This window comes from Acrocarpospora phusangensis (genome assembly GCF_016862995.1).
Classification (GTDB): Bacteria; Actinomycetota; Actinomycetes; order Streptosporangiales; family Streptosporangiaceae; genus Acrocarpospora; species Acrocarpospora phusangensis.
Genome location: NZ_BOOA01000002.1, coordinates 23,773 through 50,405, shown reverse-complemented (window position 1 = coordinate 50,405; position 26,633 = coordinate 23,773). Strand labels below are relative to the sequence as shown.

Below are 26,633 nucleotides of genomic sequence, written 5' to 3'. Positions count from 1 at the left end.
GGAAGGCACGAAGCCAGATGGCCCGAAGCCTGGTGCGCGGAGTCTGGAACGCGGAGCCCGAAGCCTGGAGCGCGGAATGCGGAGCCCGGAGCCCGGAGCGCGGAATGCAGAGCGCGGAGCCTGGAATGCGGAGCCTGGAATGCGGAGCGCGGAATGCGGAGCGCGGAGCCTGGAGTGCGGAGCGCGGAGCCTGGAGTGCGAGTGCGGAGTGCGGAGTGCGGAGCGCAGGGCGCGGGAGAGGCGGTGCCCCGAGGGCGCGGAGCGCAGGGCGCGGGAGAGGCAGTGCCCAGAGGGCGCGGAGCGCGGAGCCCAGAAGGGCAAGCCGGAAGGCTGGGAGGGCGGAGCCGGAAGGCGCGAGGACCGGAGCCCGGAAGGGCAAGCCGGGAAGGGCGGAGCCGACCAGACCGGAGGGGCGGAGCCCCGGAAGAACAAAAGGGTGGGTGGGTGGGAGAACTCGGCAACTTCGGGACCGATCCGAAGCACCGGCATCGGCGTACCCATGGACGTCACCAGGACCGCGGACAGGCCCCCACGAAGCAAAGTTATCCACAGGGTTGTTCAGTGAACATGAATGCGATTCGTGTTTATCGAAACGATTACAAGCACTTCATGCGCTGGTCGCAGGTGGATTGGTCCAACTTTGTCCACAGGGTCAGAAGTTATCCACAGAGATATCCACCGCTCCACCCAGTCATCCACAACCCCCAACACGAACGTGTCCACAGTCCGCTTCAATGGCTCGCGTGTTACCGAATCCGCATACCAGGAGAGCCCCCAGGGCGGCTTCTGTACCTTGACCCCGCCCCCCAGCATTGGAGCCGCACATGCGGATAACGATCAGCGTGGTCGGAACCCCCGGGGCCACCGCCGCCCGCGACGTCCTCGTCGAAGGAGACGAGAGCACCACCGTCGCCGCCCTGGCCAGGGCACTGGAAAGCCCCAACTCCCGCCCCTCGAACGTCGTGCGCCTCCCCCGCGCCCGCGCCCCGTACGGCATGGACCGCGAACCCCCCGACCCCGGCCACACCGAGGTCTGGCTCGACGGCCAGCGCCTGGACCCCGCGGCCCGCGTGTTCGGCCTGCTCCGCGAAGGCGACCGCATCGCCCTGGACCGCCGATCCGCGCTGGCCACCGTCATCGAGGAACCCGCCGGCATGGTCGAACTCCGCGTGGTCGGCGGCCCAGGAGCAGGCGCCGTACACCGCCTGGCCCTGGGCACCCACGTCATCGGCTCAGACCCGGCCTGCGCGATCACCGTCCCCGACCCGACGCTGGGCACCGAAGCGGCGATCATCCGCCTCATCCCCTCCGGAATCACCATCGAGGCCGGCTCATCCTTCAGAACCCCGACCGACCCCCCGACGACGAAATCCAGATCACCTTTCAGAACCTCGGCGGATCCCGCCGGCACCCCGAGGTCATCCAGCGCTCGCCCCGGCCCTTCGCGAGACGCGGAAGAGGAATTCTGGAAAGAATCTCCTAGGAATTCGAGGGACGAACGAGGACCCACCCTCCGAGAGAACGGATCCACCCGGGACAGCGGATCGAACCTTGGATCCCCCCAAGGAAACGCGCCCGGATCCAACCGAGGCACGTCTGATTCCAGCGGAGGGCGCACCTCTGGCTCCATCCTTGGAAGCCTGCCCGGATCCAACCGAGGAGCATCCGGTTCCAGCAGAGAAAGCCCACCTGGCTCCATCCTTGGAAGCACGCCCCGATCCAGCCGAGGAACATCCGGCTCCGGCCGAGGAAGCACGGCTGGTTCCCTCCTGGGCAACGCGCCCGGATCCAAGGGCCCGATTCTCGACGGCAACGCGGTCAACGAAGCGGTCGCCTGGGACGAGGGCGCGATGCTGTCCTGCGGCAACTCGGTCTTCTCGGTGGGCCCCATCGAACCCCCCGACGCCCACCTGGACGCCCTCCCCGACGGCGGCCTCGCCTACAACCGCCCCCCACGCCTGCGCCTCCCGGAACGAACCATCTCCTTCGCCGTCCCCCAGGAGCCCAAACGCGCCGAGGGAATGCGCCTCCAACTCCTCGCGGCGTTCCTCCCCGCCGTCTTCGGCCTGGTCATGGCGATCGTCTTCCAAGCCTGGTACTTCCTGCTGATCGCCTTCATGACCCCCATGATCATGATCGGCCAGTGGATCAGCGACCGCCGCCACGGCCGCAAACAGCACCGCCAGGCCCTCAAGGACTACCGCCAGGAACTCGAGGATTTCACCCGGCGCGTCGAAGCCGCCCGCGCCGAGGACGAGAAGGCCCGCCGCGCCGCCGCCCCCGACCCCGCCGAACTCCTCCTCACCGCGACCGGCCCGAGACGCCGCCTCTGGGAACGCAGAACCCACGACCAGGACGCCCTCCGTCTCCGGGTCGGCCTCGCCGACCTCCCCGCCGAGATCGAATTCGAGCCGCCCCAGAAGGACATTCCCACCGCCCGCAACGTCCCCGTGGCCCTGGCGATGCGCCGCCTGGGTGTGGCCGGCCTCACCGGCCCCCGCAGGGTCGCGCTCAACACCGCCCGCTGGCTGGTCGGCCAGGCCGCGACCCTGCACAGCCCCCGCGACCTGGCCGTCGTCGTCCTCACCGCCCACCCCGACGGCGCCGACCAGTGGAGCTGGGTCCGCTGGCTCCCGCACTGCGTAACCCACGTCACCGACAGCGTCGCCCTGATCGGCGCCGACCCCGACGCCGCCGCCCGCCGCGTCGCGGAGCTGGCCGCCTTGATCACCGAACGCCTGGACGAGGAGAACGCCCCTCTTCTGCGCCCCGGCAGGCTCACCGGCGGCCCCACCGGCTGGAACGATCTCGGCCGCGGCACCCCCCGCCCCGCGGAACCCACCTTCGGCACCTACGACGAACGCCCGTACGACGTCCTGGTCGTCCTCGACGGCGCCCAGGTCCTGCGCGGCCTGCCCGGCATGCCCCAGGTGCTGCGCCAAGGTCCACCCGCGGGCGTCTACACGATCGCCATCGACGACGACCAAGCCCTGCTCCCCGAGGAGTGCGCGACCGTCGTCTCCTGCGCCGCGGACGGCACCCTCCGGCTGCGCGGCGGCGGCCTCGACGCCCTCGGCCGGATCCGCGCCGACCAGGTCTCCGCCCGCTGGGCCGACCGGGTGGCCCGCGCCCTGGCCCCACTCCGCGACGTGAGCCGCGACGATCCCGCCACCGCGCTCCCCGGCTCCGCCCGCCTGCTCGACCTGATCGACCTGGGCAAAGCCCCGGGCCGCGACACCCGCGCCGTGATCGGCGTCGGCCCCGACGGTCCGTACGCGGTGGATCTGCGCCGGGACGGCCCGCACACGCTGATCGCCGGAACCACCGGCGCGGGCAAGTCCGAACTCCTCCAGACGATGATCAGCTCGCTGGCCGTAGCCAACCGCCCCGACGAGATGACCTTCGTCCTGATCGACTACAAGGGCGGCGCCGCCTTCAAGGAGTGCGTACGCCTCCCGCACACCGTCGGCATGGTCAGCGACCTGGACGGCCACCTCACCCAGCGCGCCCTGACCTCCCTGGCGGCCGAGATCCGCCGTAGGGAGCGCCTGCTGCTGAACGCGGGCGCGAAGGACATCGACGACTACCTGGAGGCCAGAGACGCGGCCGAACGCGGCACGACCTGGGTGCTGGGCGCGTCCGGCGTGACCCAGGCGAAGGCCACCGGCCTGTTCGACCGGCCCAGCGCGGGCGCCGTCTGGACGACCGCGAGCGCGCAGCTGCCGCCGCTCCCCCGGCTGGTACTGATCATCGACGAGTTCGCCGCCCTGGTGGCCGAACTGCCCGACTTTGTGGACGGCCTGGTGGACATCGCCAGACGAGGCCGGTCACTGGGCATCCACCTGGTCCTGGCCACCCAGCGGCCCGCCGGCGTCGTCACCGCCGACATCCAGGCCAACACCTCCCTGCGCATCGCCCTGCGGGTCACCGACACCCAGGAGTCCGCCGACGTGATCGACGGCCCCGAAGCCGCACACATCCCGAAGACCTTGCCGGGCCGATGCTACGTGCGCTCCGGCTCGGGAGCTTCGGTCGCCGTGCAGGCCGCGCGGATCGGCGGCCGTGCCCCCGGCGGCCCGGGCTCCCACGGCGAACTGAGAGTCACCGACCTCTCCTGGGCAGCGCTCGGCCACCCGCTGGCCACCAGGAGCGGCATCGAGACCTCCGGCACCACCGACCTGGCGAGACTGGTCGACCAGGTCCTCACCGTCACCCACTCCATCCCCCGGCAACCAAGCCCTTGGTTACCCCCGCTCCCTGAGCAGATCACCCTCGGCACGCTCCAGGAGAACCCCGCACGACCGCCCTCCGGCGCATTCCACGAAGACTCCGCCCAGCAAGCGTCCGGCACATTCCAAGACACCTCACGCCAAGCCTCCGGCGCGTTCCACGAAGACACCCCACGGCAAGCCTCCCCTGCATTCCACGAAGACTCCGCACAGCAAGCGTCCGGCGCATCCCGAGAAGACGCCCCATGGCACGCCTCCGGCGCACTCCACGAAGGCTCCGCACGGCAAGCCTCCGCTGCATTCCACGAAGACTCCGCACAGCAAGCGTCCGGCGCATCCCGAGAGGACGCCCCATGGCACGCCTCCGGCGCGCTCCACGAAGGCTCCGCACGGCAAGCCTCTGGTGCGTTCCGCGATGACTACGCACGACAGGCCCTCGGCGCACGCCACGAGAACTCCGCGCAGCAAGCCTTCGGCGCGTTCCACGAAGACTCCCCCCGACAGGGCTCCAGCGGAGTCAAGCGGAATTCCCGGCAGGCTCTCGGGCAGCAGGATGAGATCCCGTTCGGGTTGTCCGACCTGCCGTGGGATCAGCGCACGCGCCCGCTGGCCCTCGGTACCGGCCACCTGCTCATCGCCGGCACCGCCAGAAGCGGACGATCCACCGCCCTACGGACGATCGCCGGATCGATCGCCGCCAACACCTCCGCCGACGATGTGCACCTGCACGTGATCGACTGCGGCTCCGGCGCCCTGCTGCCGCTGGTCGCTCTGCCGCACTGCGGCGCGGTCGTCACCCGCGACCAGTTGGAGCGCGTCGAACGCCTGCTCACCCGGCTGCGCGCCGAGGTGGCCCGCCGCCAGCATGTCCTGGCCGACGCCGGCTACGCCTCACTGGCCGAGGCCCGCGCGGGCGGCCTGCGCGAGCCCTGGCTGATCCTCATGCTCGACCGCTGGGAAGGCTACGTGGCCGCCTTCGAGAACTACGACTACGGCCGCCTGCTCGACTCGATGCTCCAGTTGCTGCGCGAAGGCCCGGCGGTGGGGCTGCGCGCCGTGGTCACCTCGGACCGGTCGGGTCTGCTCGGCCAGATCTCCACCGTCTTCGAGGACCGTCTGATCCTCCGGCTGGCCGACCCCGCCGACTACGGCCTGGCCGGGCTTCCGGCCAAGAACCTGCCCGCTGCCATGCCGAACGGCCGCGCCCTCGCGATGACCGAGCAGGGCGTGGTCGAGAGCCAGATCGCCCTGCTCGCCGACGACCCCTCCGGCCCCGCCCAGGTCGCGGCCCTGCAAGCGCTGGCCCGCACGGTGAAGGAACCCCGGGACCAGCAGCCGCTGCGGGTGGACGCCCTCCCGACCCGGATCACGGCGGCCCAGGTCATGGACCTGTCCCCCGGTTTCACCCCGCCATCCCCCCTCTGGGCTCTGATCGGAGCGGGCGGCGACGCCCTCGCTCCCTCGGGTCTGGACCTGCTGGCCCACGGCCCCGCCGCGATCGTCGCAGGACCGGCCAGATCGGGCCGCTCCTCCACCCTCCTGACCGCCGCCCAGGACCTGCTCGACCGGGGCGTCCCCGTCCTGATCATCACCCCGCGCCGCAGCCCGCTCCGAGAACTGCGCGGCGTCCTGGCCGTCCTGGACGGCAACGCCCGCAGCCTCCGCGACGACTCCGCCGGCGGCGAAAGCTTCGGCGGCCTGCCCGGCGCGGTCGATCCGCTCAAACTCCTGGCCGAACAGACCGGACGGATTAAAGATCAGAGCGACACCAAAGAAGAAGATCACCACAAAGAACGGCACAGATACGTCGTAATCGTCGACGACGCCGAATTGATCTCCCCGGATTCCGCGCTGGGCTCCGCCCTGGACGAGATCCACCGCACCGCCCGCGACGGCGAACACGCCCTGCTGATCGCCGGAACGACGGGAGACCTGGCCACCGCTTACCGCGGCTTCGTAGCGGAAGCCCGTAAATCCCGCACCGGCGTCCTGCTGTCCGTACAGAGCCCCGCCGACGGCGACCTGTTCAACGTCCGCCTCCCCCGAGGCGCCACCGGCGGCCCTCCAGGACGCGGCCTCCTGGTCGTCTCAGGAACCGCCACCCCTGTCCACGCCGCCGTCCCCAACCCGATCTAGAGCGTCTCCCAAACCCAGGAAAGCCAAAAGCCCCCGTCATCGTGTCCCAACCCGGCGGGGGCGCGGACCCTGCCCCCTCTCACGGGCAGGGCGGCTCGTCCCCTACGAGACAGGGGCACCGGTCCTGACCAGGTACAGGCAGGAGGCGCGGACCCCTGCCAGTCGCCTCTAACGGGCAGGGGCGGCTCATCTCCCCACGAAACAGGGGCACAGGTCCTGACCAGGCACAGGCAGGAGGCGCGGACCCCTGCCAGTCGCCTCTAACGGGCAGGGGCGGCTCATCTCCCTGCGAAACAGGGATACAGGTCCTGACCGGGTACAGGCAGGGGCGCGGGCCCTGCCGGTTCGTCCGTACGGGCTGGGGCGCGGCCTGCTGGTTGTGTCGGGGAGTGCCACTCCCATCCAGGCCGCCGTCCCGAACCCCGGGTCAGCGGGTCGCCGACTCGATGTTCCCTCGGTAGGTGTTGATCACCCGGGACGCCTCGTTGAGTTCCTCGGACATGCGCTGGAATGCGGCGCGGTAACTCTGCCAGGAGTCCTTGAAGCGCTGTGCTCCGGCGCCGGTCCAGACGGTGCCGACCTTGGCCGCTTCGCGGTCGAGGTTGGCCATGGTCGCCCGGACCTGGTCTGCCTGCTGGGTGAACTGCGCGGCCATGCTCTGCATTTCCGCGGGGTCGCCGCCGAGCAAGCTGTGACTCATCTCGTTTCCCTTCGCCGACGTATGGGCGCCCTCACCGTAGATCTCGGGGACGGGAATTGCCCCGGTTATGCCCAGCGGTTATGAGAGCTGTCAGGAGCCGTCAGCCAGCCGTATTAGTAGGGATCTGTAAAAGAGCAAGGGGCCGGATCGGAAACCACAAAGGGCCTGCTTACACTTCCCCATGTCAGGCTTGAAGTCAGGGGAGGAGATCCGGTGGAGAAGGTCCTGATCGCCAATCGCGGCGAGATCGCCGTTCGGATCGCCCGCGCGTGCGCGGACGCCGGCCTGGGCAGCGTCGCCGTCTACGCCGACCAGGACCTGGACGCGCTGCACGTGCGTACGGCCGACGAGGCCCGCGCGCTGAACGGCCAGAGCCCGGCGGAGACGTACCTGGACATCGGGAAGATCCTCGCGGTGGCCCGGGAGACCGGGGCCGACGCGGTGCACCCCGGTTACGGCTTCCTTGCCGAGAACGCCGACTTCGCCCAGGCCGTCCTGGACGCGGGCCTGACCTGGATCGGCCCGCCCCCGTCGGCGATCGTGGCGCTGGGCGACAAGGTCCAGGCCCGGCACATCGCCCAGCGTGTGGGCGCGCCGCTGGTGGCGGGCACGGCGGACCCGGTGTCCGGCGTGGACGAGGTGGTCGCCTTCGCCTCGGAGCACGGCCTGCCGATCGCGATCAAGGCGGCGTTCGGCGGCGGCGGGCGCGGCCTCAAGGTGGCCAGGACCCTCGCCGAGATCCCCGACCTGTACGAGTCGGCGGTCCGCGAGGCCGTCACCGCCTTCGGCCGGGGCGAGTGTTTCGTCGAGCGCTACCTGGACCGCCCCCGCCACGTGGAGACGCAGTGCCTGGCCGACACGCACGGCAACGTGGTCGTGGTGAGCACCCGGGACTGCTCCCTGCAGCGCCGCCACCAGAAGCTGGTCGAGGAGGCCCCCGCGCCGTTCCTCACCGGGGAGCAGCTGACCCTGCTGTACGACAGCTCCAAGGCCATCCTCCGCGAGGCGGGCTACGTGGGCGCCGGCACCTGCGAGTTCCTGGTCGGCCAGGACGGCACGATCTCCTTCCTGGAGGTCAACACCCGCCTCCAGGTGGAGCACCCGGTGACGGAGGAGGTCGCGGGCGTGGACCTGGTCCGCGAGATGTTCCGGATCGCCGACGGCGAGCCGATCGGCTACGACGACCCGGTGCTGCGCGGCCACTCGCTGGAGTTCCGGATCAACGCGGAGGACGCGGGCCGAGGCTTCCTGCCCGCCCCGGGCACCCTGCTGGCGATGCGCACCCCGGCGGGTCCGGGCGTACGGCTGGATTCCGGCTACGAGGCCGGGATGACCGTCCCGCAGTCGTTCGACTCCCTGGTGGCGAAGCTGATCGTGACGGGCGCGACCCGGAAGCAGGCGCTGGAGCGGGCCCGGCGGGCGCTGGCCGAGTTCGAGATCGACGGCATGCCGACCGTGCTGCCCTTCCACCGGGCGGTCGTCACCGACCCGGCGTTCACCGGTGAGCCGTTCTCGGTGCACACCCGCTGGATCGAGACCGAGTTCGTGAACCGGATCCCGCCGTACGAGGGGCCCTCCGAGGCGGCCGAGCCCGAGGCCCGGGAGCGGATCACGGTGGAGGTGGGCGGGAAACGCCTGGAGGTGGTGCTGCCGGCCGGGTTCGGGAGCCGTACCGGCGTGAAAGAGGAGCGGCGGGCGCCCAGGCGCGGCGGCGGCTCGGCCCGGAAGGCGGTGACCAGCGGGGACGCGCTGGTCAGCCCGATGCAGGGGACGATCGTGAAGGTGGTGGCCGCGGATGGGGACGCGGTGTCCGCCGGGGACGTCGTGGTCGTGCTGGAGGCGATGAAGATGGAGCAGCCGCTGACCGCCCACAAATCCGGCACGATCACGGGCCTGGCGGCGGCGGTCGGCCAGACGGTCACCGCCGGTTCGGTCATCTGTGAGATCAAGGACGCCTGAGCGTGCGTGGGTCCGCCGTCCGGCGGATACGGTGGTCAGTGAGGAACCATCGCGACTCGCCGTTCGTCCTGAAGGGCGAAGGAGGCCGTAAAGCCGTGACCAAGACCCACTCGCCGACCCGCCTGAAGGCCGCCGCGGCGGCTCTGCTGACCGGGCTGGTGGCGCTGCTCTTCTCCACGTTCCTGTTCACCCCGGTGGCCAACGCCGCCGCCGCTCCGCCTGATGTCGCGACCGCGGTGGCCGCCTGGCGGTCCGGAGACCCGCTCTTCGTCCTGTCGGGCTCACCGCTCAGCTCCGAGCAGCAGTCCGGTGTGCGCGAGGCACTGAAGGGCTCCAAGTCCAAGATCTACGCGGTGGCGCTGCCGGACGGCTCGGTCACCGAGGCCGAGGCGGGCCAGTTCATCACCCGGACCATCGCCGCCCTCGACAAGGCCGGCCGATCCGCCGCCACGGTGGCGGTGCTGGACGGTATGAGCCTGTTCGCGGGGTCCTCGGCGATCCCGAGCGGCGCGCCCGCCATCCTGGCCAATCTGGCCACCCAGCACAACGGCGACGTGGTCACCGGCATGCAGGACTTCGTGAACCGGGTCAACCTGGTCGCCGGCGGTGAATCACGCAAGGCGCAGCGGCCGGAGTCGATGGCCAACCCGGGCGCCGGCTCCGCCGCGATCTGGTACGGGTTGCTCGGCGTCGCCGTGGTCGGCGGCGGTGGCCTGTGGTTCATCTCGCGCCGGATGAAGCGGCAGCGTGAGGCCAGGGAGGCCGCCGAGCTGGCCGCCGTCAAGCGGACGGTGGAGGAGGACGTGACCAAGTTCGGCGAGGAGATCACCGCGCTGGACCTGGACGCCCGCATGCTCCCGGCCGCCGGCACCGACCACGACTGGCAGCACGCCCTCGACTCCTACGAGAAGGCCAAGACGGAACTGGCCGCGACCAAGCGGCCGGATGAGCTGCGCACGGTCACCGCCACGCTGGAGGACGGCCGTTACGCGCTGGCCGTGGTCAAGGCGAAGATGAACCAGGAGCCGGTGCCGGAGCGGCTGGCCCCCTGCTTCTTCAACCCGCAGCACGGGCCCTCGGTCCGGAACGTGCGCTGGGCCCCGCCCGGCGGCGCCCTCAGGGACGTGCCCGCCTGCGCGATGGACGCCCAGGCCATCGAGCGCGGCTTCGACCCGCAGATGCGCGAGGTCGTGCTCCCCAACGGGCAGCGCGCGCCGTACTGGAACGCGGGCCCGGCCTACCAGCCGTACGCGTCGGGGTACTACGGCGGGTTCGACGGCGGCAGCCTGCTGACCGGCATGCTGGTCGGCACCATGCTCGGCAGCGCCTTCGGCGGCTGGGGCATGGGTGGGTACGGCGCGGGCTACGCCGACGGTCTGGCCGCCGACGGCGGCGGTGGCGACTGGGGTGGCGGCGGCGGCGATTGGGGCGGCGGCGACTTCGGTGGTGGCGATTTCGGCGGCGGCGACTGGTAAACCGGCCGAACCGGCAGGACGGCGGGACAGCTGGAACGGCTGGGGCTGGCCGGACTGCCGGTAAGACGGCTGCAAGGGGATTTCAAGCGGCCATGGGAGAATCCTGGTGTTTCCCCAGGAGGACCCCGTGCGCCGCATCACCCCCCGAATCACCCCGCTTTTCGTGGCTTTAGCCGCCGCGCTCATCACCGTCTTACTCGGCCTCGCCATGGCGATCATGCTGCCGGCCGGCCCCGCCGAGTCCGCCGCCCGTCCGTGCGCGGTCGGGAGCGGCCCGAATCTGGCCGGCAAACGTTTCACCCGGGTCGAGCAGCTGCCCGCGAACCTGCGCTGCGCGACGCTCACCAACGCGAAGCTGGACGAGCTGGACCTGACCCAGCGCGATCTGAGCGGCGCGGTGCTGCGCGGCGCGTCCCTCAAGGAGGCCGACCTCACCCAGGCCCACCTGGAGTACGCGGACCTGCGCGGCGCCGACCTGACCGCGGCCGACCTCGGGCAGCTGCGGGCCAAGCAGGCCGACCTGCGCAACGCGATCCTGATCGACGCCGAGGCCGGCCAGGCCGAGTTCCCGCACGCGGACCTGCGCAAGGCGGTGCTGACCCGGGCGGTGCTCACCCAGGCCACCTTCACCAACGCCAAGCTGGGCGGGGCCGACCTCAACCAGGCCACCCTGGGCCAGATCAAGGCGCGGACGGCCGACTTCACCGGGGCCAAGCTCAAGGACGTGAAGCTGGGCCAGGCCGCGCTCCAGCACGCGGTGTTCAAGGACGCCGACCTGACCGAGGCCGTCTTCACCCAGGCCGAACTGCAGGGCGCCGACTTCACCGGGGCCATCATCGAGGGCGCCTCGTTCATCCAGGCGAGCGACCTGAACCTGACGGGGGCGCGCGGCGAGGGCACCAACGTGCCCGACGACGCGGTCATCGCGCCCGCCACCGAGACAGAACCGCCCGCCGGGGACGGCGAGCCCTCCGGCGGGGAGAGCGACACCGAGCCCGCGCGGAGGTCGTCGGGCGGCCTGTCGCCCGCGTTCATCGTGGTGCTGGTCAGCGCGTTCGGCCTGAGCATGACGCTGCTGGTCTGGGGCCTCACGAGCGGCCGCAGGAAGCGTTCCCACGCCACGTTCACGATGGCCAGGCACGCCGCCGAGGAGGACGTGACCCGGTTCGGCGAGGAGATCGACACGCTGGACTTCGAGATGAAGGTGAATGCGGTGAGCGGGCCCAGCCACGACTGGCGGGCGGCGCTGGACGCGTACGAGGCGGCGAAGCGGGCGCTGATGCTGGCCCGCACGCCCGGTGAGCTGCACGCGGCGGCCGTGGCCGTGCATCACGGGCGGCAGGCGCTGCACCGGGTCAGGGCCACCATGGGCCGGGCTCCCCGCTAAACGGTTTCGCGGATGGCGCTTCGTCGCAGGTCAGCAGCTATCGCACTAAACGGAGGCTAGATCCCGGCGGTCAGGGGGGACATGAGCCGCCGGGCGGCCTCGGTGATCGAGCCGGACAGCGACGGGTAGACGGCGAAGGTGTGGGCCAGCTGGTCCACGGTCAGCCGGTGCTGGACGGCCACGGACAGGGCCAGGATGAGCTCGGAGGCGCGCGGCGCGACGACCACGCCGCCCAGCACGATGCCGGTGTTCGGGCGGCAGAACAGCTTGACGAAGCCGTCGTTGAAGCCCTGCATCTTCGCCCGCGCGTTGGTGGCCAGCGGCAGCTTGACGACCTTCGCCTCGATCTCGCCCGCTTCGACCTGCCGCTGCGAGACGCCGACGGCGGCGATCTCGGGGTCGGTGAAGATGTTGGAGGCCACCGTGGCCAGCCGGATCGGCTGTACGGCTTCGCCGAGCGCGTGCCAGACGGCGATCCGGCCCTGCATGGCGGCCACCGAGGCCAGCATGAGCACGCCGGTGCAGTCGCCCGCCGCGTACACGCCGGGGGCCGAGGTCCTGGACACCTTGTCCACCTCGATGAAGCCGTTGCGGTCGAGTTTGACGCCGTTGTCCTCCAGGCCGATGCCGGAGGTGTTGGGCACCATGCCGACGGTCATCAGGCAGTGGGTGCCTTCGGCGGTCCTGCCGTCCTCCAGCGTGACGACGACGCCGTGCGCGGTGCGTTTGACCGAGGCGGCCCGGGAGCGGCCCATCACGTTCATGCCGCGCCGCCGGTAGACGGCTTCGAGCACCTCGGCGGCGTCGGCGTCCTCGTTGGGCATCATGCGGTCCCGGCTGGACACCAGCGTGACCTCGGAGCCCAGCGACTGGTACGCCCCCGCGAACTCGGCCCCGGTCACCCCGGAGCCGACCACGATGAGGTTCTCCGGCAGCTCCGTCAGGTCGTACATCTGACGCCAGGTGAGGATGCGCTCGCCGTCGGGTTCGGCGCCGGGCAGGACCCTGGGGGTGGCTCCGGTGGCCACGATGACCACGTCGGCGCGGATGGTGCGGTCCCCCGCCCGTACGGACTGGGGGTCGAGCAGCCGTCCGGGGGCGCGGATGACCTCGACGTTCTCGGCGGAGAGCCGGGCGGCGATGTCGGCGGACTGGGCCCGGGCGAGCTCCTTGACGCGGCCGTTGACCAGCGGCATGTCGGCCACGGCGTCACCCACGTCGCCGTCCTCGCCGCCGGTGAGGTAGACCCCCAGCGACTCGGCGTCCAGCAGCGCCTGCTTGCGCACGGACGAGGCGATCAGGGTCTTGGACGGCACGCAGTCGGTCAGCACGCAGGCGCCGCCCGGCCCGTCCTGTTCGACGACGGTCACCTGGGCGCCGAGTTGCGCGGCGACCAAGGCCGATTCGTAGCCGCCGGGCCCGCCACCGATGATCACGATCCTCGTCACATACCCCATTCTCGCGTATACGCCCGGGTGCTTAACGAATGGGGTTACGCGCAATGGACGCGCCTACGCGGAATGGCCGCGACCGGGCGCCGCATAGCGATCTTGGATTACGCTAGGACGCTGTGCCTGTCTACGCCGCGTTCGCGAGCAACATGGACCCCAAGCAGATGGCTGAGCGTGCCCCGCACTCTCCGATGCGGGGCACCGGCTGGCTGGTCGGCTGGCGGCTGACCTTCGGAGGCGAGGACGTGCACTGGGAGGGCGCCCTCGCCTCCATCGTGGAGGACCGGCACGACCAGGTCTTCGTGGTGCTGTACGACGTGCCCGAGTGGGACGAGGCCTCCCTGGACCAGTGGACGGGCCTCGAACTGGGCATCTACCGGCGGGTCCGGCTCCGGGTGGCGACCCTGGACGGCGACGTGCTGGCCTGGGTCTACGTGCTGGACTCCTACGAGGGCGGCCTGCCCTCGGCCCGCTATCTGGGCATCATCGCGGACGCGGCGGAGAAGGCCGGCGCCCCGGACGACTACGTGAAGGACCTGCGCTCCCGGCCGTGCAAATCCCTCGGCGACTGAGGGTTGGGAAATCTCGCTGAAAATTTGATGAATGATTCTGGCAGGTGGGGCGGCTGGGATACTTCATCCCTTTCTGTACGCTCGGTCCTGTGAGCAACGACGCGTATTCCCTCGCCGCCGAGGCCGCTGAGGCCCTGCAGAGCCGTACCGGGGTGAACGGTTTCGACGTGGCCCTGGTGATGGGGTCGGGCTGGGTGCCGGCCGCCGAGGCGATCGGCGAGACGCTGGCCGAGGTGCCGGTGACCGAACTGCCCGGGTTCTCCGCGCCCGCCGTGGCCGGACACGGGGGCACCATCCGCGCGGTACGGATCGAGTCCGGCGCGCACGCGCTGATCTTCCTGGGCCGGACCCACCTGTACGAGGGACGCGGCGTCGAGCCGGTCGTGCACGGCATCCGCACGGCCGCCGCCACGGGCGTGCGCACGGTGGTGCTGACCAACGCGGCCGGGGGACTGCGGCCGGAGACGCAGCGGGTCGGCGAGCCGGTGCTGATCAGCGACCACATCAACATGACCGGGGCGAACCCGCTCACCGGCTCCACCTTCCTGGATCTCACGAACGTGTACTCGCCGCGGCTGCGGGCGCTCGCCAAGGAGGCGGACCCGACCCTGGCCGAGGGCGTCTACGTGGCCTTCCGGGGCCCGACGTACGAGACGCCGGCCGAGATCCGGATGCTGCGCACGCTGGGCGGGGACATGATCGGCATGTCCACCGTGCTGGAGGCGATCGCCGCCCGCGAGGCGGGGGCGGAGGTGCTGGGCATCTCGCTGGTCACCAACCCGGGGGCGGGCCTGGTCGGCGAGCCGCTCAACCACGAAGAGGTCCTGGCTGTGGGCAAGGCCACCGCGAAGCGGATGGGCGTGCTGCTCAGCGAGGTCGTCAACAAGCTCTGATCGAAGAAGCTCTGATCGAGATTCACCCTGGGGGACGGCGATGAACGCTGAGCTCGCTGAGCACGCTGAGCTCGAACTGCTGGCGGCCGAATGGCTCGCGCAGGATCCCGACCCGGTGACCCGGGCCGAACTGGAGTCCCTGCTCGGGGATCCGGAGGCGCTGCGGGACCGGTTCGGCGCCAAGCTGGAGTTCGGCACTGCCGGGCTGCGCGGCGAACTGGGCGCGGGACCGAACCGGATGAACCGGGTCACCGTGATGCGCGCGGCGGCCGGTCTGGCGGCGGTGCTCGGCCCCGGCAAGCTGGTCGTGGTCGGCTACGACGCGCGGCACAACTCGGACGTGTTCGCCCGCGACACCGCGGCCGTGCTCACCGGCGCGGGCCTGCGCGTCGCCGTCATGGGCGACCGCTACCCCACCCCCGTCCTGGCCTTCGCGGTACGGCACCTGGGCGCGGACGCCGGAGTCATGGTCACCGCCTCGCACAACCCGCCCAGGGACAACGGCTACAAGGTCTACTGGGGGGACGGCACCCAGATCGTGCCGCCGATCGACGGGGAGATCTCGCGGGCGATCGACGCGGTGGGCCGGGTGGACGAGCTGCCGCTCGGGGAGGAGTGGACGGTCCTCGGGCAGAACGCGATCGTGCAGCCGTACCTGGACGCGGTGATCTCGCTGCCGCTGGGGGACGCCCGGGAGCTGCGGGTGGCGTACACGCCGCTGCACGGGGTGGGCGGGTCCACACTGGCGGCGGCGTTCGTGGCGGCCGGGTTCAAGTCGCCGATGATCGTGGGGGCGCAGCACCGGCCGGATCCGGACTTCCCCACTGTGGCGTTCCCGAATCCGGAGGAGCCGGGGGCGATGGATCTGGCGCTGGAGCTGGCGTCGGCGCCTGCCGTACAGGCGGATCTCGTGGTCGCGAACGATCCGGACGCGGACCGGTGCGCGGTGGGGGCGCGGCTGCCGGACGGCAGGTTCCGGATGCTGACCGGGGACGAGGTGGGCGGGCTGCTCGGCGAGCACGTGCTGCGGAACACGTCCGGGCCGGACCGGCTGGTGGCCACCACGATCGTGTCGTCGTCCCTGCTGGGACGGATCGCGGAGGCGTACGGCGTGCCCTACCGGGAGACGCTGACCGGCTTCAAGTGGATCATGAAGGCGGGCGACGGGCTGGTCTACGGCTACGAGGAGGCGCTGGGCTACAGCGTCGGCTCCGACGCGGGCCTGCCGGTGCACGACAAGGACGGCATCAGCGCCGCCCTCACCATCGGCGCGATCGCCGCCCAGGCCAAACGGGACGGCCGCACCCTCATCGACCTCCTCGACGACCAGGCCAGAAAGTACGGCCTGCACGCGACGTCGCAGCTCTCGTTCCGGGTCGAGGACCTGTCGCTGATCACCCAGGCGATGGAGCGGCTGCGCGCGACGCCCCCGGCCGAGCTGGGCGGCCGGAAGGTCGAGTCGGCCGAGGACCTGGCGGCGGGAGCGGGCGGCCTGCCGCCCACCGACGGCATGCGCTTCCGCCTGGCGGGGGGCGCCCGCGTGGTGGTCCGTCCGAGCGGCACCGAACCCAAACTCAAGTGCTACCTGGAGGTCGTCCTCCCGGTGACCGGCGAGGTGGACGAGGCCCGCACCCAGGCCGCCGAGGACCTGGCCACCCTCAAACACGACATCGCCCAAGCCCTGGGGCTGTGAAGCAGGTCCTCTTGGCGCCGGTACGGCGCGAACCGGCACCTGCGTTGACGGCGCCGGATAACGGCGAGAAGCGGCTCCTTGGGTCTTGGGCGGGTCTCGGACGCTCCGGGAAGCCTAGAGCGAAGCCGCGATCACGGCCGCGATGACGAGCGCTCCCGCCGCGGCCGCGGCGGCGATCGCGGAGGGCGACCACGTCACCGTGGCCTCCCCGCCGGTCTTGCGCTTGTTCCGCCCGGCCAGCTCGCGGATCTGCTCGGCCACCCAGTCGGCGTGCGTCCGCCCGGCCAGGGCCTCCGCGGCGGCCCGCTCCCCCTTCGACCGCACCGGCTCCGACGTCGGATACCGGCCAGACCGGCCAGAACGCCCGGACCGGCTCGATCCGGCCTGCCGGACGGCCTTGGCCCGCTCCCGCGCCGACGGCTGCGGCGTCCAGCACCGCACGCGCAGCTCCCCGGCCTTGATCGTGATCGCGTTCGACACCTCGACGTCGTCCACCGTGTGCCACGGCAGGAACACGTTGCGGAACGGGTTGCGGACCCGTACGCCGGTCTCCTCGGTGATCGTCGCCGGGCGCAGCGACAGCACGAAGACGAGGAAGGTGATCACGCCCAGCACGGAGCCCACCACCAGCGCGACCGGCATCGTCCCGCGGATGATCAGGTCGGCCGTGTTCAGCACCGCGAACACCACCCAGACCCACCCGAAGATCCAGGCCATCGTCGACCGGTACGTCATGCGCGCCACTTGAGCTGCGCGAACCCCGGCTTGATCACGCCGTTGATGAGGGCGAGCCGCTCGTCGAACGGGATGAACGCCGATTTCATCGCGTTGACGGTGAACCACTGGAGGTCGTCCCAGTCGTACCCGAACGCCTGGACCAGTTTGTCGAACTCCTGGGACACCGAGGTGGCGCTCATCAGGCGGTTGTCGGTGTTGACCGTGACCCGGAAGTAGAGCCGGCGGAGCAGCCCGATGGGGTGCTCGGCGATGGACGCGGCGGCGCCGGTCTGCAGGTTGGAGGTGGGGGCCATCTCCAGCGGGATGCGCTTGTCCCGGACGTAGGCCGCGAGCCTGCCCAGTTTGGCCTCGCCGTCCGCCGCGACCGCGATGTCGTCGATGATCCGCACGCCGTGGCCGAGCCGGTCGGCGCCGCACCACTGGATCGCCTGCCAGATCGAGGGCAGCCCGAAGCCCTCGCCGGCGTGGATGGTGAAGTGCGCGTTCTCGCGCTGGAGATATTCGAAGGCGTCGAGGTGCCGGGTGGGAGGGTACCCGGCCTCGGCGCCGGCGATGTCGAAGCCGACCACGCCCACGTCCCGGTAGCGCACGGCCAGTTCGGCGATCTCCATGGATCTCGCCTGGTGGCGCATGGCGGTGAGCAGCGTGCCGACCCGGATGCCCCGGCCCTCGGAGCCGAGCCGGAAGCCCTCGTTGACCGCGGTGACGACCTCGTCCAGGGTGAGCCCGTTCGAGGTGTGCAGCTCCGGCGCGTACCGCACCTCGGCGTAGACGACGCCGTCGGCGGCCAGGTCCTCGGCGCATTCGGCCGCGCACCTGATCAGCGCCTCCCGGGACTGCATGACCCCCACGGTGTGCGCGAAGGTCTCCAGATACCGCTCCAGCGACCCGGAGTCGGACGCCTCCTGGAACCACTGCGCCAGGTTGGCCGGGTCGTTCGACGGCAGCTTGTCGTAGCCGGACTCCCGGGCCAGATCGATGATCGTGCCGGTCCGCAGGCCACCGTCGAGGTGGTCGTGGAGCAGGACCTTCGGGGCCTGGCGAATCTGCTCTAGAGTGGGCTGGGTCATCCCGGCATCCTACCGCCACCTGCGAAAACGACGATCTAGCAGAGTTTGCCGAATCTCAGTGGGCGACGTCGATGACGATCCGGTCGGGCTGCTTCTGCTCAAGGACGCGGAATCCCGCCTTCTTCTTGAGCGCGAGCCCGATCGTCACGTACCCCTCGTAGTCGCCGGTCCTGACCACCCTGGTGAGGTTGCCCAGGTCGGCCTTGTAGATCGGCCCGCCCGCCCAGGTGGGCTTCCCCGCGTCGGTGTGCGCCCGCGCCCAGCCGAGCCTGACCTCCAGGAACGCCTTCCCCTTCACGTTGTACGGCATTCCGGACCCGTCCGAGATGAGCTTCTTCACCCACCGGATGGTGTAGCCGGGGAACGGCCCCTTGAGATCCACGACGACGCGGTCGTAGCCCTTGTGCCGGGCGTACCGCACGCCGGCGACGGTCGCTGGAGCGTTCCAGGCCCGTGTGACGGTGACTTCCTTCTTGCTGAACGGCTTCGGCGCGGCGGCCACGGGCTGGGCCGCCACGCCGAAGGTGGCCCCTGCGGCGACCAGCGCCACCAGTAACGCACGGAGTTTCATGTCCGTTTCCCTCCTCGGAGTGTGTTCTGTACTCCGTAGGACGAGAAGACGGAGAAGAAAGTTCTCAGACGGTTTCCAAGACCTTTTCCTGCTGGTCCGCCGGCTCGGCGGACCGGAAGCGCAGCCCGCTGATCGCCACGCCCAGCCCGAGCAGCGCGAACACGACCGAGATCACGATCGCCGCCCGGAAGGTCGCGATCGGGTCCCCCACGCCGATCGTCAGCACGGCCGTCACGATCGCCAGCACCACCGCGCCGCCGATCTGCCCCGAGGTGTTGAGCAGCCCCGAGGCCAGTCCCTGCTCGTCGTCGTGGACGCCCGCCACGCCCTGGATGTTGAGCGACGGGAACGACAGCGCGAACGCGATGCCCAGCAGGACCATGCCCGGCAGCACCATGCCGGCGAAGCTGGGCGCCTCGTCGAGGCGGAGGAACAGGCTGTACCCGGCGGTCAGCGCGGCCGCGCCGACCGCGATCAGCTTGCCGGTGCCGAACCGGTCCGCGAAGCCGCCCATCCGGGTGGAGGTGATCGCCACCAGCAGCCCGGACGGCAGGAACGCGAGCGCCGTCTCCAGCGCCGACCAGTGCAGCAGGTTCTGGAAGTACTGCATGGCCGCGAACTGGAACCCCACGTACGACCCGAACAGGATCATGATGCCGATGTTGGCCCTGGCCAGGTGGCCGGTTCGCAGGAGGCCGAGGCGGACGAGCGGGTGCCGTACCCGGCGTTCCAGCCAGATGAACAGCGCCAGCAGGGCGAGTGACGCGGCCCCCGTCGCGACCGTACGCGCCACGCCGGCCTCGGGCGCCTCGACCACGGTGAACACCAGCAGCAACATGGCGGCCGTGATGGTGACGGCTCCCAGCACGTCGTAGCCGCCCTCGGCCCGCTCGTCGTTCCTGGGGATCAGCTTGAGGCCCGCCAGCAGGGCCAGGACGGCGATCGGCGCCGGCATCAGGAACGTCCACCGCCAGCCGAGTTCGGTGAGCAGGCCGGACAGCACCAGGCCGAGCGAGAAGCCGCTGGCCGCGCAGGCGGTGAAGATGCTCAGGGCCCGGTTCCTGGCCGGCCCTTCGGCGAACGTGGTGGTGATGATCGAGAAGGCCGCCGGAGCCGTGAAAGCCGCACTGACTCCCTTGACGAACCTCGCCGCGATGAGCAGCGTCCCGTCCGTGGCCAGCCCGCCCAGGAGTGATGCCCCCGCGAACACTCCGAGCGCGACCAGCAGCACCCGCCGCCGTCCCAGCAGGTCGGCGGTCCGCCCGCCGAGCAGCAGCAGCCCGCCGTACCCCAGCACATAACCGCTGACCACCCATTGCAGGGCGGCGGTCGACATCCCCAGTTCGGCCTGGATGGACGGCAGCGCCACCCCGACCATCGACACATCCAGCCCGTCAAGGAAGACAACAGCACACAGAACGGCGAGCAACCCCCACAGGGCTGCCCCCCAGCGCGCGTCCCGCGCAGACGATTCCATGACCCCGATTTTAGATGCACATGCATTCAATGCACAAGCAATTAATGCGTTTGCATCTAATGACCGAGCATGCTACGGTACGCGCGGGGAGGAATCATGAACGACACCGACGTCGTCACCGCCTGGCGCCAGTTGCTGGCCCAGCACGCGACGATCGTGTGCGCCCTGGAGCGCGAGCTGCACGACAAACACGACCTGGGCGTGAGCGAGTTCGAGGTCCTCGACCGCATGGCCGAAGGCGTCTGCAGGTCACCCGGCGGCGGCTTCCGCGTCCAGGAGCTGGCCGAATGCGTGCACCTGAGCCAGAGCGCGCTCTCCCGCCTCATCGCCCGGCTGGAGAAGGACGGCCTGGTCGTCCGCTCCCTCTGCGAGGACGACCGCCGCGGCGTCTATGTCTCCCTCACCCCCAAGGGCCGCGACGCCCATGCCGAGGCCCAGCCCACCCACCGGGCCGTCCTCGGCAAACACCTGTGAGTTACGCCTCGATGCGGTCGATCACCAGCGGAAGCAGGCCGGGGTCGCCGGCGGCGGTCACCTCGTAGGCGCCGTCCAGGGACTGGAGGGCGCGGTCGAAACGCGCGGTCTCGTCGGCGTGCAGGGTCATCAGGGGCCGGCCCTCGCGGACGACGTCGCCGGGCTTGGCGTGCAGGGTGATGCCGGCGCCGAAGGACACCGGGTCCTCCTTGCGGGCGCGGCCCGCGCCCAGCCGCCAGGCGGCCACGCCCACGCCGTACGCGTCGAGCCGGGACAGCACGCCCGAGGCCGGGGCGTTGACGGTCATGGACTCGGCGGCCTGGGGCAGCACACCGTCGGGGTCGCCGCCCTGGGCGGTGATCATGCGACGCCAGGCGTCCATAGCGGAGCCGTCCTTGAGCGCCTGCTCGGGGTCCTTGCCGGAGATGCCCGCGGCGGCCAGCATCTCGCGGGCCAGGCGCAGGGTCAGCTCGACCACGTCGGCGGGGCCGCCGCCGGCGAGGACCTCCAGGGACTCCGCCACTTCCAGAGCGTTGCCGATCTTGAGGCCGAGTGGCCGGTCCATGGCGGTGAGGAGGGCGACCGTACGCACGCCGGCGTCGGTGCCCAGGGCGACCATGGTGGTGGCCAGCTCGCGGGCGCTGTCCACGTTCTTCATGAACGCGCCGGAGCCCACCTTGACGTCCAGGACGAGCGAGCCGGTACCTTCGGCGATCTTCTTGGACATGATCGACGAGGCGATCAGCGGGATGGACTCGACCGTGCCGGTGACGTCGCGCAGGGCGTAGAGCTTCTTGTCGGCCGGGGCCAGCCCGGTGCCCGCCGCGCAGACCACCGCCCCGGAGGCCCGGATGACGCCCAGCATCTCGTCGTTGGAGAGGTTGGCGCGCCAGCCGGGGATGGATTCGAGCTTGTCCAGCGTGCCGCCCGTGTGGCCGAGGCCGCGCCCGGACAGCTGCGGGACGTACGCGCCGCAGGCGGCGACCAGCGGCGCCAGCGGCAAGGTGATCTTGTCGCCGACGCCTCCGGTGGAGTGTTTGTCGGCGGTCGGCCGGTCCAGGACCGACCAGTCCATGCGCTCACCCGAGCGGATCATGGCCTGGGTCCAGTCCGCGATCTCCCGCCGGTTCATGCCGTTGAGCAGGATCGCCATGGCCAGCGCGGACATCTGCTCGTCGGCCACGTCGCCCTTGGTGTAAGCGTCGATCACCCAGTCGATCTGCGGGGTGGACAGCTCCCCCCGGTCCCGCTTGATCGAAATGATCTCGACGGCGTCGAATCCCATGCTCTCCCCCGATTAACGCGACAGGTCTTCCGGGCCGAACGCGAACGGCAGGATGTCCGCCATGCGCCACGGCCCTTCCGGCGTCTCCACCAGAAGCTCAGGTCCGCCCTGCTCGTACAGCAGCTGCCGGCAGCGGCCGCACGGCATGAGCAGCTCGCCGTGGCCGTCCACGCAGGTGAACGCCACCAGCCTGCCCCCGCCGGAGGCGTGCAGCGCGGACACCAGGCCGCACTCGGCGCACAGGCCGATCCCGTACGAGGCGTTCTCCACGTTGCAGCCGACGACGATCCTGCCGTCGTCCACCAGCGCCGCCGCCCCCACCGGGAACTTCGAGTACGGCGCGTACGCGTGCGTCATCGCCTCCGCCGCGTGCTCCCGCAACAGGTCCCAGTCGATGGCGATTCCGCCGCTCATTTCGCCTGTCCTCTCCGATACGGCAAGCCGTCCGCGGCCGGCATGCGCAGCCGCTGCGAGGCCAGGGACAGTACCAGCAGCGTAGTCAGGTGCGGCGTGAACGAGGTGAACTGCTCGGGCACCGTGTCGGTGACCGCGAACACCGCGAAGACCACGATCGCGCTCACGCCGGTGAGCAGCGCCGCGCGGTTGCGCGACTGCCGTACCAGCTGGTAGACCGCGACGGCGGCGAGGAGCAGCGCGACGACCAGCAGCAGCGCGTGCACGGAGGTGCCGCCCTGGCGGAGCTGGAGGGCGTCGGTGTAGCCGAACAGGCCGGCGCCGGCCGCGAGGCCGCCGGGCCGCCAGTTGCCGAAGATGACCGTGGCCAGGCCGATGAAGCCGCGCCCGCCGGTCTGGCCCTCCCGGTAGGTGCCGGCCGCGACGATGGACAGGAACGCGCCGCCGAGCCCGGCCAGCGCGCCGGAGACGATCACGGCCACGTACTTGTAGAAGTAGACGTTGACGCCGAGGGACTCGGCCGCCACCGGGCGTTCGCCGCAGGCGCGCAGGCGCAGGCCGAAGGCGGTCCGCCAGAGCATCCAGAAGGTGAACGGCACCAGCAGGATGGCCAGGATGGTGAAGAGCGAGACGTTGGTGGTCAGGCCGCGCAGCAGCCCGGCCAGGTCGGAGATGAAGAACCAGCGCTGGCCTTCGAGCGTGCGCAGCGGGTCCGCGCCGTCGAACAGGACCCACCGGCTGTCCCCGCTGGTGCCCCACAGGCCGATCGTCTGCATCGCGGGGATCCGGGGCGACTGGGTGTCGCCGCCGCCCTGCATGGTGGAGAAGATCAGGGCGGACAGGTACTTGGCGATGCCGGTGCCCAGCAGGATGATCGCGACGCCGGAGACCACGTGGTCGACGCCGAAGGTGACCGTGGCGATCGCGTGCAGCACGCCCGCCACCGCGCCGCCGATCGCGCCGGCGATGACGCCCACCCAGGGGTTGCCGGTGACGATCGCGCCCCACGCGCCGAACCAGGTGCCGAGGATCATCATGCCTTCGAGGCCGATGTTGACCACGCCGGACCGCTCGGACCACAGGCCGCCCAGACCGGCCAGCCCGATGGGCACGGCCAGGTAGAGGGCCGCGCTCACGGTGCCGCTGGAGGTGATGTCGTGCGCGCCGGTGACGACTCTGGCCAGCGACAGCAGCACCAGCAGCCCGGCGGCGCCGAGCAGGATGACCGGCAGGGTCACCCGGAACTTCCGGGCCGGCGGTGCGGCGGCGGCCGGCGGAGAGGTGGTGACCGTGCTCACGCGGCGGCTCCTTCCATGCGAACCGATGCCGACAGTTCCCGGCTGACCCGCCGCTGCTCGGCCACGATCCGGTAGCGGTGCACCAGCTCGTACGCGATGACGACCGCGAGCACGATCACGCCCTGCATGATCGTGACGATCTCGGGTGACACCTTTTCGAGGCTGAGGATGTTCTGCGACACGTCCAGGAAGCTCCACAGCAGCGCCCCGAACGCGACCCCGATCGGGTTGTTGCGGCCGATCAGCGCGATGGCGATGCCGGTGAAGCCGAACCCGGGCGGGAAGTCGAGGCTGTAGGAGTAGGAGGAGCCGAGCAGCTGCGGCATGCCGACCAGGCCGGCCATGCCGCCGGAGATCAGCATGGCCACGACGATCATCTTCTTGACGTTGACCCCGCTGGCCACGGCGGCCGGCTCGGACAGGCCGGTGGAGCGCAGGTTGAAGCCGAACCGGGTGCGGTTGAGCAGCACGTGGAAGCCGATGCCCACCAGGACCGCCAGGATGAACAGGCCGAACACCTCGTTCGGGGCCTGCGGGATCAACGAGATGCCCGGCGCCCGCCCCGACTCGGGGATCGGGCTGGTGCCGATGTTGTTGCTGCCCGCCACCGGCACCGCCCACTGGGCCAGCAGCCAGGCGCCGAGGCCGGTGGCGATGGTGTTCAGCATGATGGTGGAGATGACCTCGCTGACCCCGCGCTTGGCCTTGAGCACGCCGGCGATGCCCGCCCAGGCCGCGCCCACGGCCACCGCGACCACGATGATCAGCCCGATGTGCAGCGGTTTCGGCAGCGCGACCGCGCCGCCGACGGCGGCGGCGCACAGGGCGGCCAGCCGGTACTGGCCGTCCACGCCGATGTTGAAGAGGTTCATCCGGAAGCCGAGCGCGACGGCCATGGCGGACAGGTAGTAGGCCGAGGCCAGGTTGATGATCAGCACGATCGAGCGCGGCGTGCTGCCGTACTCGACCATGGCCAGCAGGGTGTCGATCGGCGGGTGGTCGGTGAGGATCAGCACCACGGAGGTGACCAGGCCCGCGAACACGATCGCCAGCACCGGCGCGGCCAGGGCCAGCATCCCGTTGAGCTTGATCCGCCCGATGAGCCGGTTGCCGAAGGTGTCGCGATGGGCGGGCGGGGGGGTCTGGGGGGCTTCGGGGGCTTTGGGGGCTTCGGGGGCTGTGGTCATGCGTCCTCCCCGGCACCGGTCATGGCCGAGCCGAGCTGTTCGGGAGTCACGTTCGCCGGGTCGACGTCCGCGACGATCTTGCCGCGTAGCAGTACCTTCAGCGTGTCCGAGAGGCCGATCAGCTCGTCCAGGTCGGCCGAGATGAGCAGCACCGCGAGCCCGGCGGCGCGGGCGCTGCGCAGATGGTCCCAGATCGCCGCCTGGGCGCCGACGTCCACGCCGCGGGTGGGGTGGGAGGCGATGAGCAGCACCGGGTCGCCGCTCATCTCCCGCCCGACGATCAGCTTCTGCTGGTTGCCGCCGGAGAGGGCGGCCGCGTCCACGTCGATGCCGGGGGTGCGCACGTCGTACTGCTCGACGATGCGCTGGGTGTCGGCGCGGGCGCCCTTGCGGTCGATCCAGATGCCGCCGGAGTTGTGGCCGAGGATGCGGTTCTCCCAGAGCGGGGCCAGCAGGAGCAGGCCGTGCCGCTGCCGGTCCTCCGGGATGTAGCCGATGCCGGCCTCGCGGCGGCGCAGCGTGGACCAGTCGCCGATGTCGGCGCCGGACAGCCTGACGGCGCCGGTGGAGGCGCGGATGCCCATGATGGCCTCGACCAGTTCGGCCTGGCCGTTGCCCTCCACGCCGGCGATGCCGAGGACCTCGCCCTTGTGGATGGTGAAGGAGATGTCCTCAAGCAGCAGGCGCCCGCCGTCGTTCCCCATGGTCAGGCCGGAGACCTCCAGGGCCACCGTGTCGGTGACCGTGGACTCGCGGGTCTCCGGGCTGGGCAGCTCGGAGCCGACCATCAGCTCGGCCAGCTGCCGGGCGGTGACGGACTTGGGGTCCACGCTGGCCACCGTGGTGCCGCGGCGGATGACCGTGATCGCGTCGGCGACCTTGAGCACCTCGTCCAGGTGGTGGGAGATGAAGATGATGGTGATGCCCTCGCGGACCAGCCCGTGCAGGTTCTCGAAGAGCTCGTCCACCTCGTGCGGCACGAGCACGGCGGTGGGCTCGTCCAGGATGAGGATGCGGGCGCCCCGGTAGAGGACCTTGAGGATCTCGACCCGCTGCCGGGCGCCGACGCCGATGTCCTCGACCAGCACGTCGGGGTCGACGTCCAGCCCGTACGCGTCCGAGATCTCTTTGATCTTCTTGCGGGCGGCGGCGAAGTCGAGCGCGAGGCCGCCCCTGCGGGGTTCGCTGCCGAGGACCACGTTCTCCAGCACGGTGAGGTTGTCGGCGAGCATGAAGTGCTGGTGGACCATGCCGATGCCGGCGGCGATGGCGTCGCCGGGGGTGTGGAAGGAGACGGGGGTGCCGTCGATGCGGATCTCACCCTCGTCCGGCCGCTGCATGCCGTACAGGATCTTCATGAGCGTGGACTTGCCGGCGCCGTTCTCTCCGACGATGGCGTGGATGTGACCTTTGGCCACGCTCAGGTGGATGTCGCGGTTGGCGACGACGCCCGGGAATCGTTTGGTGATCCCGTCCAATGCGACTGCGGTCTGGGTGCTGATCTCGGCCTCCCCCACTGGATGGCCCTTAGGACGTGACCGCGGACCCAAATCCGGCCATGCCCTAATTACAGACGGTGATGAGTAAAGTAAACCAAGGGGCCCGGAGCTTAGCTACCGGGCCC

The 26,633-nt window shown here is 70.8% G+C and carries 19 protein-coding genes; 8 read left to right on the top strand and 11 right to left on the bottom strand.

Going from position 1 to position 26,633, the window contains the following annotated elements:
- Positions 1-824 precede the first annotated feature (824 nt).
- A complete protein-coding gene (locus tag Aph01nite_RS01360; protein ID WP_239161308.1) occupies positions 825-6,365 on the top strand; it encodes an FtsK/SpoIIIE domain-containing protein in 5,541 nt (1,846 codons plus the stop codon).
- A 427-nt stretch (positions 6,366-6,792) separates the two neighbouring features.
- Here Aph01nite_RS01360 and Aph01nite_RS01355 read toward each other — a convergent pair whose 3' ends face one another.
- Entirely contained in the window at positions 6,793-7,065 is a 273-nt protein-coding gene (locus Aph01nite_RS01355) for a WXG100 family type VII secretion target (protein ID WP_204038836.1), read from the bottom strand.
- Positions 7,066-7,278: 213 nt separating this feature from the next.
- Between Aph01nite_RS01355 and Aph01nite_RS01350 the strand changes: the two genes are divergently transcribed.
- The 3 genes from Aph01nite_RS01350 (at position 7,279) to Aph01nite_RS01340 (ending at position 11,886) form a co-directional block, all read left to right on the top strand.
- Positions 7,279-9,024 (top strand): acetyl/propionyl/methylcrotonyl-CoA carboxylase subunit alpha, encoded by a 1,746-nt coding sequence (locus Aph01nite_RS01350; protein WP_204038835.1) that lies wholly within the window; start codon positions 7,279-7,281, stop codon positions 9,022-9,024.
- 95 nt (positions 9,025-9,119) lie between these two features.
- Positions 9,120-10,499, top strand: coding sequence for a hypothetical protein (locus Aph01nite_RS01345; RefSeq protein ID WP_239161307.1), 1,380 nt, complete (start codon positions 9,120-9,122; stop codon positions 10,497-10,499).
- Between the two features lie 127 nt (positions 10,500-10,626).
- Positions 10,627-11,886 carry a pentapeptide repeat-containing protein gene (locus Aph01nite_RS01340; RefSeq protein ID WP_204038834.1) on the top strand — a complete coding sequence of 420 codons (1,260 nt, stop codon included), beginning with the start codon at positions 10,627-10,629 and terminating at the stop codon, positions 11,884-11,886.
- Between the two features lie 56 nt (positions 11,887-11,942).
- Here Aph01nite_RS01340 and Aph01nite_RS01335 read toward each other — a convergent pair whose 3' ends face one another.
- Entirely contained in the window at positions 11,943-13,334 is a 1,392-nt protein-coding gene (locus Aph01nite_RS01335; protein ID WP_204038833.1) for an NAD(P)H-quinone dehydrogenase, read from the bottom strand.
- Between the two features lie 122 nt (positions 13,335-13,456).
- Between Aph01nite_RS01335 and Aph01nite_RS01330 the strand changes: the two genes are divergently transcribed.
- The 3 genes from Aph01nite_RS01330 (at position 13,457) to Aph01nite_RS01320 (ending at position 16,495) form a co-directional block, all read left to right on the top strand.
- A complete protein-coding gene (locus tag Aph01nite_RS01330; RefSeq protein WP_204038832.1) occupies positions 13,457-13,909 on the top strand; it encodes a gamma-glutamylcyclotransferase family protein in 453 nt (150 codons plus the stop codon).
- An 89-nt stretch (positions 13,910-13,998) separates the two neighbouring features.
- Complete coding sequence (locus tag Aph01nite_RS01325; protein ID WP_204038831.1) at positions 13,999-14,802, top strand: purine-nucleoside phosphorylase; 804 nt, start codon at positions 13,999-14,001, stop codon at positions 14,800-14,802.
- A 40-nt stretch (positions 14,803-14,842) separates the two neighbouring features.
- Positions 14,843-16,495, top strand: a complete 1,653-nt coding sequence (locus tag Aph01nite_RS01320) for a phospho-sugar mutase (protein ID WP_204038830.1) — start codon at positions 14,843-14,845, stop codon at positions 16,493-16,495.
- Positions 16,496-16,609: 114 nt separating this feature from the next.
- Here the strand turns inward: Aph01nite_RS01320 and Aph01nite_RS01315 are convergent, their stop codons facing one another.
- The 4 genes from Aph01nite_RS01315 to Aph01nite_RS01300 all read right to left on the bottom strand — a co-directional run bounded on the left by Aph01nite_RS01315 (position 16,610) and on the right by Aph01nite_RS01300 (position 20,351).
- The gene (locus Aph01nite_RS01315) at positions 16,610-17,230 is read right to left on the bottom strand and encodes a PH domain-containing protein (RefSeq protein ID WP_204038829.1); all 621 of its coding nucleotides are present in this window, start codon (positions 17,228-17,230) and stop codon (positions 16,610-16,612) included.
- On the bottom strand, positions 17,227-18,303 hold the full coding sequence (locus tag Aph01nite_RS01310; RefSeq protein WP_204038828.1) for an adenosine deaminase: 1,077 nt from the start codon (positions 18,301-18,303) through the stop codon (positions 17,227-17,229). Before Aph01nite_RS01310 ends, Aph01nite_RS01315 begins: the two co-directional genes overlap by 4 nt.
- Positions 18,304-18,358: 55 nt before the next feature.
- Positions 18,359-18,874, bottom strand: coding sequence for an AMIN-like domain-containing (lipo)protein (locus Aph01nite_RS01305; RefSeq protein ID WP_204038827.1), 516 nt, complete (start codon positions 18,872-18,874; stop codon positions 18,359-18,361).
- Positions 18,875-18,938: 64 nt separating this feature from the next.
- The gene (locus Aph01nite_RS01300; protein ID WP_204038826.1) at positions 18,939-20,351 is read right to left on the bottom strand and encodes an MFS transporter; all 1,413 of its coding nucleotides are present in this window, start codon (positions 20,349-20,351) and stop codon (positions 18,939-18,941) included.
- Between the two features lie 96 nt (positions 20,352-20,447).
- Here Aph01nite_RS01300 and Aph01nite_RS01295 point away from each other — a divergent pair, with 96 nt between their 5' ends.
- Complete coding sequence (locus Aph01nite_RS01295) at positions 20,448-20,825, top strand: MarR family winged helix-turn-helix transcriptional regulator (protein WP_204038825.1); 378 nt, start codon at positions 20,448-20,450, stop codon at positions 20,823-20,825.
- 1 nt (position 20,826) lies between these two features.
- On the opposite strand, the gene Aph01nite_RS01290 is transcribed toward Aph01nite_RS01295, so the two are convergent.
- The 5 genes from Aph01nite_RS01290 to Aph01nite_RS01270 are packed head-to-tail and all read right to left on the bottom strand — an operon-like array spanning position 20,827 to position 26,526.
- A complete protein-coding gene (locus Aph01nite_RS01290; RefSeq protein WP_204038824.1) occupies positions 20,827-22,110 on the bottom strand; it encodes a thymidine phosphorylase in 1,284 nt (427 codons plus the stop codon).
- A gap of 12 nt (positions 22,111-22,122) precedes the next feature.
- Entirely contained in the window at positions 22,123-22,524 is a 402-nt protein-coding gene (locus Aph01nite_RS01285; RefSeq protein ID WP_204038823.1) for a cytidine deaminase, read from the bottom strand.
- Positions 22,521-23,822 (bottom strand): ABC transporter permease, encoded by a 1,302-nt coding sequence (locus Aph01nite_RS01280; protein WP_204038822.1) that lies wholly within the window; start codon positions 23,820-23,822, stop codon positions 22,521-22,523. Before Aph01nite_RS01280 ends, Aph01nite_RS01285 begins: the two co-directional genes overlap by 4 nt.
- Positions 23,819-25,009, bottom strand: coding sequence for an ABC transporter permease (locus Aph01nite_RS01275; RefSeq protein ID WP_204038821.1), 1,191 nt, complete (start codon positions 25,007-25,009; stop codon positions 23,819-23,821). The genes Aph01nite_RS01280 and Aph01nite_RS01275 overlap by 4 nt, the downstream gene beginning before the upstream one ends.
- Positions 25,006-26,526 carry an ABC transporter ATP-binding protein gene (locus tag Aph01nite_RS01270; RefSeq protein WP_239161306.1) on the bottom strand — a complete coding sequence of 507 codons (1,521 nt, stop codon included), beginning with the start codon at positions 26,524-26,526 and terminating at the stop codon, positions 25,006-25,008. Before Aph01nite_RS01270 ends, Aph01nite_RS01275 begins: the two co-directional genes overlap by 4 nt.
- Positions 26,527-26,633: the final 107 nt, after the last annotated feature.

Excerpts from the sequence above, each read along its gene's own strand:
- Aph01nite_RS01360 (WP_239161308.1), top strand. The coding sequence starts at position 825 with ATGCGGATAACGATCAGCGTGGTCGGAACCCCCGGGGCCACCGCCGCC.
- Aph01nite_RS01355 (WP_204038836.1), bottom strand. The coding sequence starts at position 7,065 with ATGAGTCACAGCTTGCTCGGCGGCGACCCCGCGGAAATGCAGAGCATG.
- Aph01nite_RS01320 (WP_204038830.1), top strand. The coding sequence starts at position 14,843 with ATGAACGCTGAGCTCGCTGAGCACGCTGAGCTCGAACTGCTGGCGGCC.
- Aph01nite_RS01315 (WP_204038829.1), bottom strand. The coding sequence starts at position 17,230 with ATGACGTACCGGTCGACGATGGCCTGGATCTTCGGGTGGGTCTGGGTG.
- Aph01nite_RS01310 (WP_204038828.1), bottom strand. The coding sequence starts at position 18,303 with ATGACCCAGCCCACTCTAGAGCAGATTCGCCAGGCCCCGAAGGTCCTG.
- Aph01nite_RS01305 (WP_204038827.1), bottom strand. The coding sequence starts at position 18,874 with ATGAAACTCCGTGCGTTACTGGTGGCGCTGGTCGCCGCAGGGGCCACC.
- Aph01nite_RS01300 (WP_204038826.1), bottom strand. The coding sequence starts at position 20,351 with ATGGAATCGTCTGCGCGGGACGCGCGCTGGGGGGCAGCCCTGTGGGGG.
- Aph01nite_RS01295 (WP_204038825.1), top strand. The coding sequence starts at position 20,448 with ATGAACGACACCGACGTCGTCACCGCCTGGCGCCAGTTGCTGGCCCAG.
- Aph01nite_RS01290 (WP_204038824.1), bottom strand. The coding sequence starts at position 22,110 with ATGGGATTCGACGCCGTCGAGATCATTTCGATCAAGCGGGACCGGGGG.
- Aph01nite_RS01285 (WP_204038823.1), bottom strand. The coding sequence starts at position 22,524 with ATGAGCGGCGGAATCGCCATCGACTGGGACCTGTTGCGGGAGCACGCG.
- Aph01nite_RS01275 (WP_204038821.1), bottom strand. The coding sequence starts at position 25,009 with ATGACCACAGCCCCCGAAGCCCCCAAAGCCCCCGAAGCCCCCCAGACC.